This is a genomic window from Candidatus Nitrohelix vancouverensis, from assembly GCA_015698305.1.
GTDB classification, from domain to species: Bacteria; Nitrospinota; Nitrospinia; order Nitrospinales; family VA-1; genus Nitrohelix; species Nitrohelix vancouverensis.
The window spans coordinates 376130-395772 of sequence record CP048620.1; the positions used below are offsets into that span (position 1 = coordinate 376130).

The following is a 19643-nucleotide window of genomic DNA, read 5'->3' on the forward strand; positions in this document are numbered from 1 at the left end:
GGAAAATATTTATGTGTATAAAGATACTAAATATTAACACAAGTAAATGTAAATATAGATGATTTACAGCTCTCATGTGTTTCTCTACTCTACATTCCAGAAGAATCAGGGGTCAGGCAAGCCCCCCTGCTCACCTCCAGAGGAGTAGGAATTTTTCCTATAATCATACTTCAACAAAACACTAACACAAAACAGACGCCAAGACGTCGGCAACCGCCAAGCTTTACCCAACTTTATAAAGGCGCTCCATTACCGGGGCTGATTTAAGGGGGCCTGCTCTATTAAAAGTACAAGCCGGGCGACAATTCCCAGCGAAACTTTATACCTGCGAGACGAGACGTTACAGTTGCGATCATCATCAACCCGCAGGCGGAAGATAATCGACGTTTGCAGATCCGACGGCCTCTGTTTCTATAGCGCTTCAGGTTTGAAAGAAAACTACAGGTGAGTTCGGGTTAAACGATCAGGAATCGCAAAGCGGGATACTTTGGGAAGGTTCATCTAAAATCGTTTGGATCGTTGAGTTTCTGAAAACTTCTTCCATCAAATGAATGGAGTGGTTGATTTTCTTATGCAAGGCGCAAAGATTGGTTCCATGCGTCTCCAGCTTCAGGGGACATTTTTCGATCTGCTGGATGGGGTCCACCACGTTGATGATCGAAAGCAAAGGCAATTCGTCGACCGGATGGTCCAACACATAGCCGCCATGCAAACCCCTCTGAGAGCGCACGATCTTACCTTTCGCCAGGGTGTGTAATACTTTGGAAAGGTAATGCTCCGGCACCTTGGTCAGTTTTGCAATCTCCACGGTTGTCAGAGGTTTGCCGGGATTTTGCGCCAGGCTGACCACCGCTCGCAGAGCGTATTCTACTGTTTGTGAAATCATATTTGGATTTTAACCCGATAAAAAAATCTTGACTTTGATCATAGCAGATCGTAAATTAAGATCAATCAAAAGATAAACATATCTTTTTATCTCCATCACAACACTCAGCAACAAACGAGGTCATCATGGAAGACAAAAAAGACAGCCCCGACCCACTCCCCCAGGACATCCAGTCCGGCCCAGCCATCCGCCATCTCGTCGATACATTCTATACAAACGTGCGACAGGATAACCTGATCGGACCGATTTTTGAAGAAACCGTCGAAGACTGGGGAAAACACCTGCCCACCATGTATCGTTTTTGGGAGAAACTTCTGTTCAACGTCCCCGATTACGACGGCAACCCCTTTCAAAAACACCTGAGCCTGCCTGTGCAACCGCCCCATTTTACGCGATGGATCGAATTATTCACTCAAACCGTGGACGACCATTTCGCAGGCCCCAAAGCGGAAGAGGCCAAGACCTTTGCCCGAAAAATAGCCAGCACCTTTCAGCTGAGAATGGGCCTGAAGCCTGAAAACCCCGAATGGGCGGTTCCGAATTATACGCGCGGATGATGGCAGGGGTCCAGAAACATATGAGGCCTCGCCAAACCTGTTTTTTCTGAATAAATTTCATGAATATCAGGAACAAGACAATGGACGCCATCCTACTGGCAGGAAAACAGGCAGAGAGCGATTTTGTTAACCAGAACCCACAAGCGAAGGAGCTGGAAGCGGACACGCACCTGCATGTCCACAAGGAAAACAACCTGCTTTTTCACAGGCGCTGGAAGCGTCTTTGGTATAAAATAGACGGTGGGTAGATCAACCTACGGAAGCTCGCATGCTATGCAAGGGAGCTTCCTCTTTAGCTTGTTCCCCGGCGCTATGGGAGAAACAAGGAAAGGAAACTCCGCATGTCAGTTGCAGATAAGAAAAAAGCATACAGCAGACTGAGCGCTCTTCAGTTGGCCGAGTCCCTTGGCAATGTCACCGAAGCCTGCAGACAGCAGGGCCTCTCGCGCGCGCAGTTTTATCAATACAAGCATCGCTTCAAAACGCATGGTCTGGAAGGGCTGGAAGATTTATCCCCCATCAATCGGCGCCATCCCTTAACAACGCCGCCTGAAGTTGTGGACACCATCATCCAGCTTTCACTGGAAAACCCGCAATGGGGGTGCGTTCGGCTTTCGGACCAACTCAAACTCAGGGACATTTCCGTTTCCAGCCCCACGGTGCAAAAGATTTTGATTCAGAATCGAATGGGATCAAAAAACCAGCGCCTGCGTAAACTCGAAAAGAACGCGCTGAACAGCAAAGTCGACCTGACTCCCGAACAGGTGATGATCCTGGAAAAAGCCAATCCCTGCTTTAAAGAAAGACATCGCGGCTATTTTCGTCCCGGTGAATTGCTAACGCAAAACACTTTGCTCGTCGGCTCCCTCGAAGGCATCGGTCGAGTCTACGCGCAAACCGTGATCGATATCTGCGGCTCTTACGCCTTTGGCTACCTGCACGTCGACAAACTGCCTGCGCACGCCGCCGCCATCCTGCATCGAAAAGTTTTACCGCAATACAAGGAATGGGGATTCGAGGTCAAATCGATCCAGACCGATAGCGGACGCGAATATCGAGGCAAGGATTATCACCCTTACAAGTTATATCTAGCTCTCAACGAGATACGGCACTGCCGCCTCAAGGGAGACCACCCCTCCACCAATGGGGGTTACATCGAACGATTCAACCGCGTCGTCATGGACGAATTCTTCCGCCCCAAATTGAAGGGGACGCGCTACGATTCACTCGAACAACTGCAAAATGATTTTGATCTCTGGCTGAAACATTACAACGAAGAACGTCGCCATCCCGGTTTCCCGAATAAAGGCAAACGTCCGATCAACATCATTCGGCAATTCAACCGTAGCATCCCCCAACCGGGCTAAACCGCCCGAATCAAGCGGCGGCCCGGTCGAGATCATTTCCGGTCTCGCTCCGAACGCCGCGCGACCGAAGCCGATCAAAACGAAACTGCAAAACCATTGCGTACAAAGCGGGCAGAACGATCAGGTTCAATAACGTCGCCGTGACCATTCCGCCGATCATGGGCGCGGCGATCCGCTTCATCAGTTCCGAGCCGGTCCCCTCTCCAATCATGATGGGCAGAAGCCCGACGATCGTGGAGATCACCGTCATCATGATCGGACGAATTCGAGAACAAGTCCCTTCCCAAACCACCGCCAAAACGTCTTGCCCGTTTTTAATGGCGGCGCAGGCCATTCGTTTTTCAAACAACTGCCCCGTATAAACCAACGCCAGAACGCCGATCTCCGCCGCCACGCCCGCCAACGCGATGAAACCGACAACCACCGCCACGCTCAGTTCGTATTGCAGGTAGTACAACATCCAGATACCGCCGACAAGGGCAAAAGGCAGTGAAAGCATAACGATCAAAGTCTCCGCCATGCGCTGAAAATTCAAATACAGGAGTAGAAAAATAATCAGCAAGGTGAGAGGAATCACGACCTTCAATCGCTCCTTCGCTCTTTGCATGTATTCGTATTGACCGCTCCAGGCCAACGAATACCCCGCAGGCAATACGAGACGTTCGTTCAAAACGGCTTGCGCCGTTTCCACATAACTGCCCACATCGATATCTTTCAAATCGATATAAATCCAAGCGTTCAAACGCGCATTCTCACTCTTGATGACAGGAGGACCTTTCTTGAACGAGATCGTTGCGACCTGCGCGATGGGAATATGATCGCCGCCCGGAGTCGGTATCAACACCCGCTTCAACTGGCTGATATCTTCGCGAAAGCCGCGATTGTAACGCACATTGACAGGGTAACGCTCCAGTCCCTGAATGACTGTGGAAACGTTCATGCCTCCGATCGCCGTTTGTATCACGTCCTGTATGTCGCCAACGGTCAGGCCATAACGCGCGGCCTCCTCCCGGTTGATATCAATATCCAGATAGTTCCCGCCGACGACGCGTTCGGAAAAAACGCTCAAGGTTCCGGGCAGGTCCTTAATAATGGATTCCGCCTTCATGCCCAGTTCCTGCAGAACTTCCAGATCGTTCCCGGCTATCTTGATTCCGACCGGCGTTTTGATTCCCGTCGAAAGCATATCGATACGCGTCTTGATCGGCATGGTCCAGATATTGGTCAGGCCGGGAATCTGCAAAGCCGCATCCATTTCCTGAACCAGTTTCTTATGCGTCATTCCAGCCCGCCATTCCGACGCCGGTTTCAGCATGATGGTCGTTTCCACCATGCTCAGCGGCGCCGAATCGGTCGCTGTTTCCGCGCGACCTATTTTCCCGAACACGCGATGGACTTCGGGAAAGGTTTTTATAATTTTATCCGTCTGTTGCAAAATCTCTTTGGCCTTGGTGATGGAAATACCAGGCAAGGTCGTCGGCATGTAGAGGATGTCTCCTTCATTCAAAGGAGGCATGAACTCAGAGCCGAGGCGCTGTAAAGGAACGACCGTCACCGCCAAAGCCACCAGAGCCGACAGAATCACCGGCGTCTTCAATCGAAGAGCAAGCCAGATCAGCGGTTTGAACAATCCCGTGAAAAGAAGATTGAAGGGGTTGTAACGTTCCGGCAGAACTTTGCCGCGCACAAAATAACCCATCAACACCGGCGTCAGCGTGATTGATAACAAGGCCGCCGCAAACAGCGAGTAGGTCCAGGTGAAGGCCATTGGAGTGAAGAGCCGACCCTCCTGCGCCTGCAAGGCAAACACGGGAATGAAGGCGGCGGTCATGATCAACAAACTGAAAAAAATTGCAGGCCCCACCTCTATCGCCGATTCGTAAATGATCTGCCAATGATTCTTCTCCCCCTTGTCCCGCGCCAGATGCTTGTGCGCGTTTTCTATCATTACGATGGCCCCGTCGATCAAAGCCCCGATGGCGATGGCGATGCCGCCAAGCGACATGATATTTGCGTTCAAGCCCTGCAGGTTCATGATGATGAAGGCCATGAGAACGCTGAGAGGAATGATGATGATCGCCACCAGTGCGGACCGCAAATGGAGCAGAAACAGAATGCAGATGAGAGAAACGCCGATGCCTTCTTCAATCAACTTTTCCTTCAGGTTGTCAACCGCGCTCAGGATCAGGCCCGAACGATCATAAACCGGAACGATCTCCACGCCATCCGGCAGCCCCGCCTTCAAAGCCTCCAGCTTCTTCTTAACATTTTCAATGACCTCCAGCGCATTCTCTCCATAACGTTGAACAACGATTCCGCCAACCACCTCGCCCTCGCCGTTCAAATCCACCAGACCGCGCCGCAACTCCGGCCCCACCTGCACCCGCGCCACGTCTCTCAACAAAACAGGAACGCCTTGCTTGTCCGCGCCCACCGGAACCGCGCGCAAATCGTCCAGAGTTTTGATGTAGCCGAGTCCGCGCACCATGTATTCCGTTTCGGACATTTCAAGAAGACGACCGCCTACGTCGTTGTTGCTTCTCTTGATCGCCATGACGATCTTGTGCAAAGGCAGGTCATAAGCGACGAGTTTGTTCGGATCGATCTCGACCTGAAACTGTTTGACGTAACCGCCGATACTGGCGACTTCGGAAACGCCGGGCACGGTTTGCAATTCGTAACGCAGGTACCAGTCCTGCAAGGAACGCAGTTCGGACAAATCGCGCTTGCCGGTGGAATCCACCAGCGCGTATTCATAAATCCAGCCCACCCCCGTCGCATCCGGCCCCAAAGTCGGCGTCACGCCCGCAGGCAAACGATCCGACGCAAAGTTCAACTGCTCAAGCACCCGACTGCGCGCCCAGTACATGTCCGTGCCGTCTTCGAAAATGATATAGACGAATGAGAGGCCGAAAAATGAAAAGCCGCGAACCACCTTGGCGTGAGGGACTGAAAGCATCGCCGTCGTCAAGGGATAGGTGATTTGATCTTCCACAATCTGCGGTGCCTGACCGGAATACTTGGTGAAGAGGATGACCTGCACGTCGCTCAGGTCCGGAATCGCATCCAGCGGCGTCCGGTTCATGGAATAAGCGCCCCAGGCCATGATGAAAGCCGTTCCCAGCAACACCAGAAACCGGTTCTTTAATGAAAAGCCAATGACATGTTTCAGCACAGGGTCTCTCCAGAAAAGCACGAAGATTCTTCCAAGCTGAGCAAGCCCTTCGAGCGATCGATGCGCCTCATTTCATCCCCTCCATCGCTGAGCGCTCAGCCATCGGAGCTTCTTCCAAATGAAGTTTCAGGTCGGCGTCCACGCCTTTCGAACCTTCCGACTTCAGCGCGCGCGCGGGTTTTCCCTCCTCATTCATTCTATTGAGCGCGTCTTTCATTCTGCTTTCAGAATCGATCAAAAACGTCGACGAAGTGACCACGCTCTCGCCAGACCTCACTCCCTCCAACACCTGGACATAACCTTGCGCCTTCACGCCGAGCTTGATCTGGCGCGACTCGAAACCTCCCGACTTGTTTTGCACCAGCGCATGCGTCTTGTCGCCGGAATGGATCACCGCCTCCTCTGGAATCGCCGCGCCGCGCGCGCTCGCCTCGGTTTTCAAGACGACATTCGCGAACATCTCCGGCTTCAAATCCCAGTCCGGGTTGGGAAACTCCATACGAACTTTCAAGGTGCGCGAATCCGCGCTGAGAACCGGATCGATGAAGGTCACATTGCCCTTATAGGTTTTTCCCGGAGCATAGGACAAAGTCATTTCCGCCTCCTGCCCCAATCGCACCCAGGGCGCCTCGTACTCATACACGTCGGCGATCACCCAGATCGTCGACAAGTCGGCGATCATGTATAAATTCATGCCCGGTTGAACGTGCATCCCATGCAAGACGTTCTTCTTTAAAACAAAACCTTTCACCGGCGAATGAATGTGCAGGTTTTTTTCAACCTTCCGGCTCTTCACCAGTTCGTCGATCTGATGTTGTGGCACATCAAACAATTCCAACCGCCTCAATGTCGACGCCAACAGTCCCTCAGCGCCGCGACTGATCTCAGGAAAAGGACTGTCCTTGAGCGTCTCCTGATAATTCAGAGCCAGAATCAACTCTTCCTGCGTCGAGACCAACTCGGGACTGTAGATATCCAAAAGCACATCGTTGCGTTTCACCTCCTGCCCGGTCACGTCGACGTAAAGTTTTTCGATCCAGCCGCCGTATTTGGTGTGAATATGATGCACCAGACGCTCATCGTAAGTCAGCCGACCCACCGTTCGGATCTCGCGTTGTAATGCGCGGTTTTTAACCTTCTCCGTTTTCACGCCAAAATTCTGGGTCACTGTCGGGCTGATGGACACCGAACCATCCGCCGAATCGTTCGCGCCTTCGTAGACCGGGATCAGATCCATTCCCATGGGGCTTTTCCCCGGGCGATCCGATTTGAACGAAGGATCCATCGGCGCCCGCCAGTATTTGATTTTCTTACCTGCCGATGTAGAATCGCCGGCAGTCGGTTGACCAGCGCCGCCCGCCGCCCCAGCCTGCCCGTGTATTCGGTCGACCAGCGCTTCGGTTTTTTCATAAACCCGATCGCTCAGGGGAACGGCCTTCTCCATCCCCATCGCAAACCAGCGTTCGCCTTGCTTGACCAGCTCGCTCATCACCTCAGGGCGCGTCGCGAATCCCATTAAAAACACGCCAAGAACCAAAGCAAACAGCAAGACCGCTCGCAGAAGACTGAATCTCTTTTCCCGCGCCTGCGGCTCGAAATCATCTTCCATAGGAAAAAGAACTTCATCCGCGTCGGCATCTTCCCGCTCTACTCCCCCAAGGCTTCCCATAGACTCATCCGCGCTCGTTTCAGGACCTGCCTGCGGCGAATGATCTCGAAAAAATTTCTTTTTGAATTGTTCAAACATTTTTAATATCCCGTATGAAATGGCTGATGAACCCGTTAGAAAAGATTTTTACCGACGACGTTTTCTATCTCCGCCAAATTCTTTTCATAATCCGCCAACTCCCGGTGATACCGGATATCCCAGTTGAACAAGGTCACTTGATTGCTCAGCAGGGTCAGAAAATCTACTTTATCCACGCTGTAGCCCGCCAGCGCCGACTCCAGAGACTGCTTCGCCTGCGGCAATATTCCCGTCTGAATCAACTGCAAGGTCTTGGTGATTTGCGCTTCCTTATCGACCAATTCCTTCACCTTGAAATAAATTTCATTCTTTTCTTTATTGTAGGCTTCGCGAAGCATATTCACCTGATGCGCGGTCTCAGCCACCTTTCGAGACTGCTTACTCTCGAACCAAATGGGGATGTTGATCCCGACAAACGCCGACACCATGTCCGCTCGCTCAGACACAAGGCCGTCTTCCCTTTGCCCGTATTGAACGCCGACATTAAAATTGGGATAGAACTCCTTCTCCGCGAGCCGCTTTGAAGTTTCATAACGTTCCCGGACGATCTGGATTTTTGACAGCAGGGGCCGGTTTGCATCGGCCATTGCCTGCAACTCTTCCACGGAAAATTTAAAAGAACTTTTGGCGATGCCATGAGGAATCGTGAGCGGCTCCTGAGGCAAACGATTCATCAGGGTATTCAGGCGCGCTTTTTCGAGGCTTGCCAGTTTTTCCAGAACGATCAGTTGATCGAGAATTTTTGTCAGTTCCACCTGGGCCTTCAACACATCCTGTTGAATGCCTTTGCCGACGGAATACTTGGTTTCCGCAATGGAGACAAACTGCTCCAGCAATTTCTTGTTTTGCAGGGTGATCTCCGTCGCCGTCAGCACGAAACACAATTCAAAAAAAGAATGCTTCACGCTTCGCACGAGCCCCAGACGCACTTCATCCAGATCCCGTTCGTTGATGAATACGTCCTTCTCCGCAATCTCGGCGCGCAGGGCCAGCTTGCCGGGAAAAGGCAGAGCCTGCGATACGGTGACGGTTTTCTGCGTCATCATCTCCTGACTGAAATCAAAGCTATCCGTCGGCATGTTCATCAAGCCGAAGCGGAGCATGGGGTCGTCGAGAGAACTCGCCTGAGAGGGGACTTCCTTCGACGCTTTGATGCGGCTTTGTATCTCTAAAACTCCCGGATTGCTTTGCAACGCCGTTGAAATAAAATTCTGCAGAACTTCTTTAAATGGATGCGGTTCGCCGCCGACTGCCTGAATCGGCGTGAAAAGAGCAAGCGTGAACAGCAGGAACGCTGAAAATGAGCGCATGATCGCCTCGTATTTCCGTAACAGGTGAATGAACTCCAGAAAAGCGCGCCGAATGCGGACGGATTTCAGCCGCAAGGCTCCAATCTGGACACAATGATTCTAGGGAAACGTGAAACGATTATCCGGGGGGATGGTAAAAAGGCAGGGGGAGCGGTTCCGGCTCCTCAACGATCGAGGCGCCCAGGTATTCAATAAAAGACGTTTCGTATTTAATGGCAGGAGTGGGGGTCAGGTTCAAGGTACAGCAGGAACTGCAGGTATCCACAACCTCGCACTCCGAAGAATCCATCATCAAAGGCATGGCGATGGAATAGGTCGTCGAGAACACCAAGCCTACAACCACGAAGATGGATATCAGAAAACGTCTTTTTAGAAATCTTTGAAAAGCCATAATTATATTTATCGGTTGATATACCATTAATATAAATCTTTTGTGCGGCGCGTCAACACATTATTCCGGTCGAATCCAATCATCTCCGTGTAATGCCTTGCGGTTGATTGCATTCTTCAAGCGCTCTAGAATACTTTCATTGAACAACTCGCTTCGCTTGCGCAAGCCGAATCATTCACCTTTTGAAAATGACCGAAACATGAAAGTTACCCTCTATCACAATCCCAAATGCAGTAAATCCCGTCAAACGCTGGAACTGCTGGAAGGACGCGGCATCCAGCCGACGATCATCGAATACCTCAAAAATCCGCCAAGCGCAGAAACGCTCAAAACCTTGCTGAGTCAACTCGGCATGACGCCGCGCGAATTGATGCGCCAGAATGAAGATGAATACGCCGAATGCAAACTCGACGATCCCTCATTGTCTGAAGACGAACTGATCGACGCCATGATAAACAATCCCATTCTGATTCAACGCCCCATCGTGCAATGCACGGACAAAGCCGCCATCGGTCGCCCGCCGGAACAGGTCCTGGACATTCTTTAGGCTCGCATTCCTTCGAGGAATCAAACGACCGGACCTCATTTCATTTCACTTTATAAAAAGTTCGGTACAGCGCGGGCAGTACCAGCAGGGTGAGCGCCGTGGAGGACAGAATGCCACCCACCACTACCGTCGCCAGCGGCCGTTGCACTTCCGCCCCGGTTCCCGTTGCCAGCGCCATCGGAATGAAACCGAACGACGCCACCAGCGCCGTCATCAACACAGGCCGCAGTCGAGTCAACGACCCGTGACGAATCGCATTGTCCAAAGATTCGCCTTCCTCCCTCAGTTTGCTGATGAAGGAAATCATCACGATGCCATTCAACACTGCGACTCCAGAAAGCGCGATGAAGCCCACCGCCGCAGAAATGGACAGCGGTATCCCGCGCATCCACAGGGCCAGCACGCCTCCGGTCAATGCAAGCGGAACTCCTGAAAATACGAGCAGAGCGTTTTTCATCGAATCGAAGGCGCTGAACAGGAGCAGGAAAATCAAAGCCAGGGTCAGAGGCACAACCACCCAGAGCCGTTTGGCGGCTGAGATCATGTTCTCAAACTGTCCTCCCCAGGAAATCCAGTAACCGGCGGGCAGTGTGACCTTTTGCCGAATCACCGTTTGCGCATTCTCGACAAAGGCGCCCAGGTCTCGCCCGCGCACGTTCGCCGTCACCACCACGCGGCGCTTGCCATTCTCCCGGCTGATTTGATTCGGCCCCTTCACCAATTTGAATCGAGCGACGGAACCCAGAGGAATGTAATTCGATTCCTTAATTGTCCTCTCTGTCGATAAGCCTTTGACGCCGCTGTGCTGATGACGACTCGGAAGCGGAAGCGGCATATTTTTTAATCGCTCCACGTCCTGACGCAGAAGATCGGGCAGGCGAACGATCAAATCAAAACGCCGATCACCCTCAAACACCTGTCCCGCAACTTTCCCGCCAATGGCTATCTCAATCGCGTCTTGCACGTCGGAGACATTCAAACCCATCCGCGCCATCTCCACGCGATCCATTTCCAATGTCAATATGGGCAGACCCGTCACCTGCTCTGTCCGCACATCCGCCGCTCCGGCAACCGTCGCAAGCGCATGTTCGACTTCTTCGGCTGAGGCGACCAGCGTATCAAGATCATCGCCGAAAACTTTCACCGCGACATCGCTCCGCACGCCCGCAATCAATTCATTGAAGCGCATTTCGATGGGCTGGGTGATCTCATACTGGTTCCCTGGGATTTCAGTCAATTTCGCCGCAAGGCCTTCTATAAGAACCGCCTTGTCCTGTGCGGGATTCTCCCAGTCAGAGCGCGGCTTGAGTATGACAAAGACATCGGCGACGCTCGGCGGCATGGGATCCGTGGCGACATCTGCGGTGCCAATTTTAGTGAACACAAAGTCCACTTCCGGCAGTTCCTTGATTTTTCGTTCCAGCGCATCTTGCATGCTCACGGACTGCGAAAGACTGGTGCCTGTGACGCGCAAGGCATGCAGGGCGATGTCGCGTTCATCCAGAGTCGGTAAAAATTCGGTTCCCATTTTGGTCGTCATCAAGAGACTGAGAACCACCAGAACCAGCGCAAGACTGAGCGTTGCGAGCCGGTTGGAAAGTGAAAAATCCAGCAAAGGCGCGTAAATTTTTTTCGCTGCTCCAAGCAGGAAGTTTTCTTTTTCAGAAATTTTTCCCGTCGCAAACTGCGCCACCATGGCGGGGATGAAGGTCAGAGAAAGAATCATCGCCCCGGTCAAGGCGGCGAGAACGGTGAAGGCCATGGGATGAAACATCTTGCCCTCGATTCCCGTCAAAGTCAGGATCGGAAGATAGACGATCATGATGATAAAGACGCCAAAGATGCTGGGTCGGGAAACTTCCCGCGTCGCCTCTCTGGCGAGCGCCAACCTCTCCTCTTTGGAAAGAACACGCCCTTTGCTCGCCTGCTCTTCCGCCAGACGTCGGTAACAGTTTTCCACGATAATCACCGCCCCATCGACGATGATACCGAAATCGATCGCGCCCAGACTGAGCAGGTTGCCGCTCACGCGATTGCTCACCATACCGGTCACAGCGAACAGCATGGACAAGGGAATGACCAACGCGGTGAGAAGAGCGGCGCGAAAATTACCCAGCAGAACAAAGAGCACCACGATCACCAGAAGCGCGCCTTCCAGCAAATTCTTGCGCACCGTCTCCAGAGTCGCATTCACCAGTCGGGTTCGGTCATAAAGGGTTCGGGCGACCACGCCGGGAGGGAGCGTCCGGTTGATCTCTTCCATGCGCTCGGCGACGCGCAGGGATACTTCCCGGCTGTTTTCTCCCTTCAGCATGAACACCGTGCCCAGAACCGCCTCTTTTCCATTCAAAGTCGCCGCGCCGGTGCGAAGCTCCTTGCCCAGACCGACCGTCGCAACATCCTTGATAAAGACTGGAACCCCGTCATGCGCGCCGAGCACAATATTGCGAATGTCTTCAATCCCCTTCACCTGACCCGGACTGCGAATCAGGTACTGTTCGCCCTGCCGTTCTATATAACCCGCGCCGACGTTCGAATTATTCTTTCGCAAAGCCTCCATCACCTGACTGAAGGTGATGCCGTAAGCGATGAGTTTTTCCGGGTTCGGCGCGACCTGATACTGCCGCTCGTAGCCGCCGATGCTGTTCACTTCCGTAACGCCCGGAACATTCAGCAATTGCGGGCGGATGATCCAGTCCTGAATCTCGCGCAGTTTCATCAGCGATAAGGCCGGGTCTTCATTCTGCGAAGGACTCGATTCCTCTTCCACCGACCACATGAAGATTTCTCCGAGTCCGGTCGCGATAGGCCCCATGACCGGTTCCGCGCCAGCGGGGAGGACGTCCTTGACCTCCTGCAATCTGCCGCCGATCAACTGCCGCGCGAAATAAATATCCGTACCGTCCTCAAAAATAGCGGTGACCTGCGACAATCCATATCGAGAAATGGAACGCGTGTGGATCAATCGCGGCAGACCTGCAATCGCGGTTTCGACGGGATAGGTGATGCGCTGTTCGGCCTCGGCAGGAGTGAGGCCCGGAACTTCCGTATTGATCTGGACCTGAACATTCGTGATGTCCGGCACCGCGTCAATGGGAAGGATTAAAAAATTATAGGCTCCCACCGCCGCCATGCCGAGAGTCGCGAGGATCACGAACAGGCGTTGCTTGATGGATGCGTTTATGATTTTATCGAGCATGATTGCGTCTCGTTTAATGTTGATGGACGGCGCCGGACTTTTCGATTTCGGCCTTTATCGTGAAACTGTTTTCCACGGCGTAGGATTCTCCCGCAGAAAGCCCGCCTGTGACCTCGACCCAGACGCCATCGCTGACGCCAAGCTCCAGAGGCCGCCCTTCGAACAAATCTCCATATTTCACAAACACCACCGACCAGTCCCTCAGGCTCTGGATCGCTGAACGCTTCACCGCGACCGGCGCGGTCCGCTCATCCAGAACAAGATCCACGCCGATAAAGGTTCCAGGTCGCCAGAGCCGATCGGGATTGGCGACGACCACCCGCCCCGTCACCGTCCGCGTGTTCACGTCGATCACCGAATCCAGATAGGTCAAACGACCCAGCCCTTCAATGCCCATCACGTCATTATAAATACGCACCGACTGCCCCAGCTTCACGCCCTTGAGATCGTTTGCGGGAATGGCGATGTTCGCCCACACGTCGGACAAGTCCGCCAGCACAAAAATATTATCGTCCTGACCCACCGCTTCGCCGGTTGTGAGATGTTTCTGGATGACGGTTCCGCCCAGGGTGGAACGCAATTCGTAATAGGTGAGCGTCGGTTCATCGTGCTCGCCGAGACGTTCAATCTGCTTCCGGGAAAGACCGATGGCGAGTAATTTTTGGATAGCCGTTTGCAAGTTCAGCTCTTCCATCTCCGCTTTTTTTTGTTTCTGCTGAATGGCCCAATCGCCGTCGTAAGCGATCTTCTCTCTCAAGGCCCGGTACTTGGCTTCGGCGCTTTTATGATCCTCCAAGGCGCGCAGGTAATCCGACTCGGAGGAAATACCTTTGTCAAACAGTCGTTTTTCCCGGAGATACACCGACTCCGTCCATTGCAATTTTGCGTAAGCGGGAATCAGGGTCTCCCTGTTCTGACCAATGACCAGCGTGTTCAAACGACGATAGACTTCGTCCGTTTCCAGTTTTTCTTCAAGCAGGTTCAGCATGGCCCGGGTGTTATCAAACACCTGCTTCTCCCGCTCCAGGTCGATGGCCGCCAGCTTCGAATGCTTCATCGCCGCAAGGTAGTTGATCTTCGCGTCCGCCAGTTCGCGGCTCTCGATGATGGCGAGCAGTTCGCCGCGCTTGACCTGATCGCCAAGGTCCTTGAAAACCTTCTTGACCACGCCGTTGAGTCGAGGAACGATATGGACCACCTTTTCCTCATTCAGTTCAATCTCACCGGTCAATCGGAGATTGGTTTTGATCGTTTGCGGCCCCGCCTTCTCAATGGTGATTCCCGAATTTTTCAGCGCGTTTTCAGGCAGTTCAACGCGCGCTTCGATCTGCGAATGATGCCAGGTATAAACCCTCTCCCGCCAGCGCGAGCGGATTTCCATTTCAAACGAATGCGGTTCGACAACAATTTCCTGTCCGAGAAGATAATCCCTCATCGGCGCAAAATGAATCCGATCCGTTCGATCCAGACGTTTCAATTCGATGGCCAGATCCACGTCCTCAAGTGGGATCGGCTCTCCATTGAGCTTTGTCGGGTAGACCCGGAACTGAGGCGGCGTTCCGCTCTCAAAGATCGAAACTTCCAACTGAAAATCATCCTTGGCAAACATCCAGCCACCGTGCGGGCCGCGCTTCATGACTTCGTCATGCGAATGCTCGCCGCTGTGTCCTTCATCCTTGTGCGTATGATCGGAATCGTCGGAATGTTCATGGTCCGATTCTTTCTTAGAGTCATGCGCGTGTTCCGCATCATGTTCCGCCGAAGCGGATTCGTGCCCGTGGTCATGCGCATCGCGAGACGCCTGTCGATCCATTTGCATGATCCAGACTCCGGCGACCAGACCCAGCCCCAGAATGACGATGGCCAAAAATGGAAAACGCGATTTCATTTTGAAGTCTCCTCGACGGATTCTTTGCCAAGCTCATCGCTACTTATCGTAAAACTGTCGGTCAGGTGTTTCAATTCAGCAGACGCTTTATGATATTCAGCAACGGCGTCCAGGTATTGCGCCTTGGTGTCAAACAGGGTTCTCTGGCTATCGAGCACATCAAGGAGGCCAAATTTTCCATACTTATACCCTTCGCTGATCGCGTCGAAAGCTTTTTGGGCGGCGGGTAAAATTTTCACCTGCAAGGCGCTGGCAAAGGAGTGAGCGTAGTAAAGCGATTGATACGCTTCTTGAAAAGTTTGATACACTTGTAACTCGGCGGCTTTGCGCCGTTCCCCTGCCTGCGCATATCTAATCCTTGCTTCAGCCACCCCCCCTTGATTGCGATCGAACAATTGCAGGGGAATGGAAAATCCGAACACAACCGCGCTATCGTCGGTTTCTTCCACTCTTCTAAAACCCCCTGAAACCGACAGATCCGGAATCGTTTTGGAAAGTTCAACATCTACCATCGCCTGCTGACGTTTTTCCTCGGACTCCCAGAACGCAAGGTGCGGAGTGATGAGCAACCGTTGTTTGAGCGGCTCCTTGGGCGGCACAGGTTCGATGCGGTGCAGATCTCCCAGCGCCTGATTGAAGTTCGGTTTGTCAGCCCCGCATACCCGGGCCAGTTCGCGCCGCGCTTTGTCCAATTCAATTTCTTCTCGCTTCAACTCAATGCCGTAATTTGCGAGCGCCACCTGAGCCTTGATAATTTCAATAGTAGGCGCCTGCCCCGCTTTGACTTTTTCATTCACCGCGTTATAAAACTGCTCGCCCAGTTCGATCTGCTCTTGCGCCAGTTCGATCTTGTGTTGCGACTTGAGGGTTTCTGCAAAGGCCTTATGCACATCCGCCAGCACGTCCAACCGCTTGCCTGTATAACTCCATTCAGCCAGCGATTCCGCCATCTGTCCGGCGTGCCTTCGAGCGTCGCGTTTGCCGCCCAGTTCGATCCGTTGTTCCAGCCTAATGGTAGTCTCAGATCGGTCGAATCCGCTAAACGAACCCGATCCCATTGCATCGTCCACGTCGATGGCGAGTCGAGGATTGGGAAGCAAACTGGATTGCAGGGTGCGAGCGCCGAGCGCCTGCTTTTCCAGAGAAAAAACGGCAAGGTCTGGGTTCCGCGCTAGCGCCTGCGCAATCGCGTCTTCCAGAAGCAAACTATCAACTTTCACATCTGTGAATTGAGGCGGGGCGATCGTTTCGGCCTGGGCGCAGGTAAGCGCCGCAAGGCTCAACAGGGAAACCACGCCCCAGGAAATCATAAATCGTTTCATGGGTCTGCTCTTATTTTCAGGCCCCGATAGCGCGCGGACAAACCTGGCGCTGACGCGCTGTATGCGCGTTCCATCGGAACGTTTTTAGAGTTGGAATAAAAAATTAAAAACTGGAGGAACTACAGAGGGGGAGAGCGCTCGCGTAACCGGTAGGAGACGGCGAAACGACTGACCGTGTCCGGTGGAAGCGCCACGGGTCCAGCTTGTGTAAATTGATGACGATCCTGCGTGACCGGAAAATCCGCCGATACTTTCAATACCTTGATCGGTTTCTGAGGATTCAGCGTTTCCTTATTGATGTCGATCTTGAAATGTTCTTCGCCCTGATGATCCAGAGGGTGATGGGTATGACCCGCCTCCTTATCATGGAAATGGCCTCCGCGAACCAGATTCTCCAGTTCCGGGGAATGGAAATGCCCGCCGTGTCGATGCGGCGACAAGTCGCCCGTATGACCGTGCACCATGTCCGGGTGGAAATGAAAGAAGGGAAACAATAAAAACTGTATTCCCAACACCCAGATCAAAGCCGTCAGGCGATTCTTGATTTTTTGAACACGACGAAACATGAATCAGCGTTCCCGTTGATGGCGTTATCTATTATTATCGGCTAGAATGGTAATAGTATAAGTCCATTTTGCATTTTTATGCAAGCGCCTCCGTATTTTCATGGACAACGAGGGCGCCCTGCTGATAAATATCGGATCAGAATCTTATCAAGCGCCGTGGAATGGGCGCGCCTCTGCAGGCAAGCGTCAGAGGGACTTCCATAGCCACCGTGTTTTAATTTTCCATAACAGCTCAACACCCCGTCGCTTCGCATGGCCCCAGGCGAGCGATAGAACCGCAACCACTTGCATGCTTCTGACCAATGATTAAAAAGAAACACAAAAAAAGGAAGGAGCACAGCAATAGAATCGGCTGGAGGGAGTGGGTTGCATTCCCCGACCTCAATGTGGACTCTATCAAAGCTAAGATCGACACCGGGGCCAGAACGTCCTCTCTCCACGCTTACGATATTCAGATAGATGAGGGCTCCAATTTAGTGAACTTCAAAATTCACCCCGTGCAACGGAGCGCCAAAGGAGAGATCCGCGCCACGGCGAAATTAATAGACGAACGTTCGATTAAAAGCTCCAATGGAGGCCTGTCCATTCGACCGATCATCATGACGCGAATCAAGATAGGCAACAAATTGTTCCCAATTGAACTGTCCCTGATCAACAGAGATCTGATGGGATTTCGGCTCCTGCTGGGACGAAGCGCGTTAAAAAATCATTACCTCGTAGATTCGGGAGCATCTTTTTTGATCCCACAAAACAACATGAAAGGCTCAAAACCATGAATATCGGAATTTTATCTTTGGGGCAAAAACTCTATTCAACCCAACGACTGGTTGAAGCGGCCAAAAAACGCGGGCACACAGCTGAAGTCGTTAATTATCTGAAATGCTACGTAAACATCACCTCGCACAAACCGTCGGTTCACTACAAGGACCGGGTGCTCAATCAATTCGACGCGGTCATTCCGCGCATTGGCGTGTCCAACACCTTTTACGGAACCGCCATTTTAAGGCAGTTTGAAATGATGGGCGTCTACCCGCTGAATGAATCGGTCGCCATCTCCCGATCCCGCGACAAATTGCGCTCCCTGCAGATTCTCGCTAAAAAAGGGATCGGTCTACCGGTTACAGGTTTTGCCCATTCCATCAAGGACACCGACGACATCATCGCTCTGGTCGGCAGCGCGCCGCTGGTGGTCAAACTGCTCGAAGGCACTCAGGGCAAGGGCGTGGTGCTGGCGGAAACAAATAAAGCGGCAGAAAGCGTCATCGGCGCCTTCATGGAACTGGACGCGCATTTTCTCGTTCAGGAATTCATCGCCGAAGCGGGCGGCGCGGACATCCGTTGCCTGGTCATCGAAGACAAAGTGGTCGCCTCCATGATACGACAGGGCAAGGAAGGAGAGTTTCGCTCCAACCTGCATCGCGGCGGTAGCGCGCAATCGATCAAAATCTCGCCGGAAGAACGAAGCACTGCGGTTCGTTCCGCAAAAGCGATGGGACTGAATCTTGCCGGCGTCGATCTGCTCCGCTCCAAGCACGGCCCGCTGGTCATGGAGGTCAATTCATCTCCGGGACTCGAAGGCATTGAAACCACCACCGGCATCGACGTGGCGGACAAAATCATCAAGTTCATGGAAAAAGACGCAAAACCGGGCAACACAAGAACCGCAGGGATCGGTTAGTGAAATCAGAATTTAAAATTGGCGGCGTCGTAGTCAAAAAGGGGGAATCCTGCAAGATCGATATCCCCGTCGCCAAACTCTACGACGGCACCGACGTTTCAATTTCCGTAGAAGTGATTCGGGGCAAAAAAGACGGCCCGGTACTGTTCATTTCCGCCGCGATTCATGGCGACGAAATCAACGGAACCGAAATTGTCTGTCGAATTCTAAAGAGCAAATCCCTGAAAAAAATGAAGGGAACCCTCATTGCCGTTCCGGTCGTCAATATATTTGGATTCAATATGCTGTCGCGCTATCTGCCCGACCGCCGCGACCTGAACCGCTCCTTCCCCGGCTCCCCCAAAGGCTCGCTGGCTTCGCGATTAGCGCATATCTTTATGAAGGAGATCGTTAAAAAGTCGACGCACGGAATCGACCTGCACACCGGCGCGATCCATCGAACCAATATCGCGCAAATCCGCGCCTGCATGACCGACACCGAGACCAAGGGACTGGCCTTCGATTTTGGCGTGCCCGTGGTTTTGAATTCCGACCTGCGCGACGGCTCCCTGAGAGAAGCGGCGCGCAGAAGAAATATCCCCATGCTGCTTTTCGAAGGCGGCGAAGCCTTACGTTTTGACGAACAGATCATTCAAATCGGCGTGCACGGCTGTCTCTCCGTCATGCGTTCCATCGGCATGCTCCCCCGCAAAAAAAATCCCGTGCGCCGGGAAGTCTTCGTTTCCTGGGGAACGCAATGGCTGCGCGCGCCCGCGAGCGGCCTGATTCGGACCTTTAAAGACGCCGGTTCCTACGTCAAGGAGGGCGATCTGCTAGGAGTGGTGACCGATCATTTTGGCGATATAAAGGGGGAAATTATCGCGCCGTTTGAAGGGATCATCATCGGTCAGCTCAAACTGCCTCTGGTAAATGGAGGAGACGCGCTGTACCATATCGCCAGTTTCCACAATACCAAAAAGGTTCAAAAATCCATCGAACAGATCGAGGATATTTATTGATCCATCCAACAT

16 protein-coding genes are annotated in these 19643 nt (G+C 52.7%); 7 read left to right on the top strand and 9 right to left on the bottom strand.

Going from position 1 to position 19643, the window contains the following annotated elements; all coding sequences use genetic code 11:
• Nucleotides 1-463: 463 nt before the first annotated feature.
• A complete protein-coding gene (locus tag G3M78_01820; GenBank protein ID QPJ64202.1) occupies nt 464-886 on the bottom strand; it encodes an Rrf2 family transcriptional regulator in 423 nt (140 codons plus the stop codon).
• 125 nt (nt 887-1011) lie between these two features.
• Between G3M78_01820 and G3M78_01825 the strand changes: the two genes are divergently transcribed.
• The 3 genes from G3M78_01825 to G3M78_01835 all read left to right on the top strand — a co-directional run bounded on the left by G3M78_01825 (nt 1012) and on the right by G3M78_01835 (nt 2810).
• Nucleotides 1012-1443: a group III truncated hemoglobin gene (locus tag G3M78_01825; protein QPJ64203.1), complete on the top strand. Its 432-nt coding sequence runs from the start codon at nt 1012-1014 to the stop codon at nt 1441-1443.
• Between the two features lie 80 nt (nt 1444-1523).
• Nucleotides 1524-1691 (top strand): hypothetical protein, encoded by a 168-nt coding sequence (locus G3M78_01830; GenBank protein QPJ64204.1) that lies wholly within the window; start codon nt 1524-1526, stop codon nt 1689-1691.
• Nucleotides 1692-1784: 93 nt separating this feature from the next.
• Nucleotides 1785-2810 carry a transposase gene (locus G3M78_01835; GenBank protein ID QPJ64205.1) on the top strand — a complete coding sequence of 342 codons (1026 nt, stop codon included), beginning with the start codon at nt 1785-1787 and terminating at the stop codon, nt 2808-2810.
• 10 nt (nt 2811-2820) lie between these two features.
• On the opposite strand, the gene G3M78_01840 is transcribed toward G3M78_01835, so the two are convergent.
• The 4 genes from G3M78_01840 to G3M78_01855 all read right to left on the bottom strand — a co-directional run bounded on the left by G3M78_01840 (nt 2821) and on the right by G3M78_01855 (nt 9433).
• On the bottom strand, nt 2821-5985 hold the full coding sequence (locus G3M78_01840; protein ID QPJ64206.1) for an efflux RND transporter permease subunit: 3165 nt from the start codon (nt 5983-5985) through the stop codon (nt 2821-2823).
• 67 nt (nt 5986-6052) lie between these two features.
• Entirely contained in the window at nt 6053-7732 is a 1680-nt protein-coding gene (locus tag G3M78_01845; GenBank protein QPJ64207.1) for an efflux RND transporter periplasmic adaptor subunit, read from the bottom strand.
• A 35-nt stretch (nt 7733-7767) separates the two neighbouring features.
• Nucleotides 7768-9042: a TolC family protein gene (locus tag G3M78_01850; GenBank protein ID QPJ64208.1), complete on the bottom strand. Its 1275-nt coding sequence runs from the start codon at nt 9040-9042 to the stop codon at nt 7768-7770.
• Nucleotides 9043-9160: 118 nt separating this feature from the next.
• Nucleotides 9161-9433: a hypothetical protein gene (locus G3M78_01855; GenBank protein ID QPJ64209.1), complete on the bottom strand. Its 273-nt coding sequence runs from the start codon at nt 9431-9433 to the stop codon at nt 9161-9163.
• Between the two features lie 199 nt (nt 9434-9632).
• Here G3M78_01855 and arsC point away from each other — a divergent pair, with 199 nt between their 5' ends.
• Nucleotides 9633-9980, top strand: a complete 348-nt coding sequence (arsC, locus tag G3M78_01860; protein ID QPJ64210.1) for an arsenate reductase (glutaredoxin) — start codon at nt 9633-9635, stop codon at nt 9978-9980.
• A 40-nt stretch (nt 9981-10020) separates the two neighbouring features.
• Here the strand turns inward: arsC and G3M78_01865 are convergent, their stop codons facing one another.
• From G3M78_01865 to G3M78_01880, 4 genes are all read right to left on the bottom strand, one after another.
• On the bottom strand, nt 10021-13179 hold the full coding sequence (locus tag G3M78_01865; GenBank protein ID QPJ64211.1) for a CusA/CzcA family heavy metal efflux RND transporter: 3159 nt from the start codon (nt 13177-13179) through the stop codon (nt 10021-10023).
• Nucleotides 13180-13192: 13 nt separating this feature from the next.
• Complete coding sequence (locus G3M78_01870) at nt 13193-15067, bottom strand: HlyD family efflux transporter periplasmic adaptor subunit (GenBank protein QPJ64212.1); 1875 nt, start codon at nt 15065-15067, stop codon at nt 13193-13195.
• On the bottom strand, nt 15064-16389 hold the full coding sequence (locus G3M78_01875) for a TolC family protein (protein ID QPJ64213.1): 1326 nt from the start codon (nt 16387-16389) through the stop codon (nt 15064-15066). Before G3M78_01875 ends, G3M78_01870 begins: the two co-directional genes overlap by 4 nt.
• A gap of 119 nt (nt 16390-16508) precedes the next feature.
• On the bottom strand, nt 16509-16955 hold the full coding sequence (locus G3M78_01880; protein QPJ64214.1) for a hypothetical protein: 447 nt from the start codon (nt 16953-16955) through the stop codon (nt 16509-16511).
• A 302-nt stretch (nt 16956-17257) separates the two neighbouring features.
• On the opposite strand from G3M78_01880, the gene G3M78_01885 reads away from it, so the two are divergent.
• Genes G3M78_01885 through G3M78_01895 form a run of 3 tightly spaced genes read left to right on the top strand, consistent with a single transcriptional unit; the run spans nt 17258 to nt 19631 of the window.
• On the top strand, nt 17258-17731 hold the full coding sequence (locus G3M78_01885; GenBank protein QPJ64215.1) for an ATP-dependent zinc protease: 474 nt from the start codon (nt 17258-17260) through the stop codon (nt 17729-17731).
• Complete coding sequence (gene rimK, locus G3M78_01890) at nt 17728-18633, top strand: 30S ribosomal protein S6--L-glutamate ligase (protein ID QPJ64216.1); 906 nt, start codon at nt 17728-17730, stop codon at nt 18631-18633. Before G3M78_01885 ends, rimK begins: the two co-directional genes overlap by 4 nt.
• Nucleotides 18633-19631, top strand: a complete 999-nt coding sequence (locus G3M78_01895; protein ID QPJ64217.1) for a succinylglutamate desuccinylase — start codon at nt 18633-18635, stop codon at nt 19629-19631. The genes rimK and G3M78_01895 overlap by 1 nt, the downstream gene beginning before the upstream one ends.
• The last annotated feature ends 12 nt before the right edge of the window (nt 19632-19643 follow it).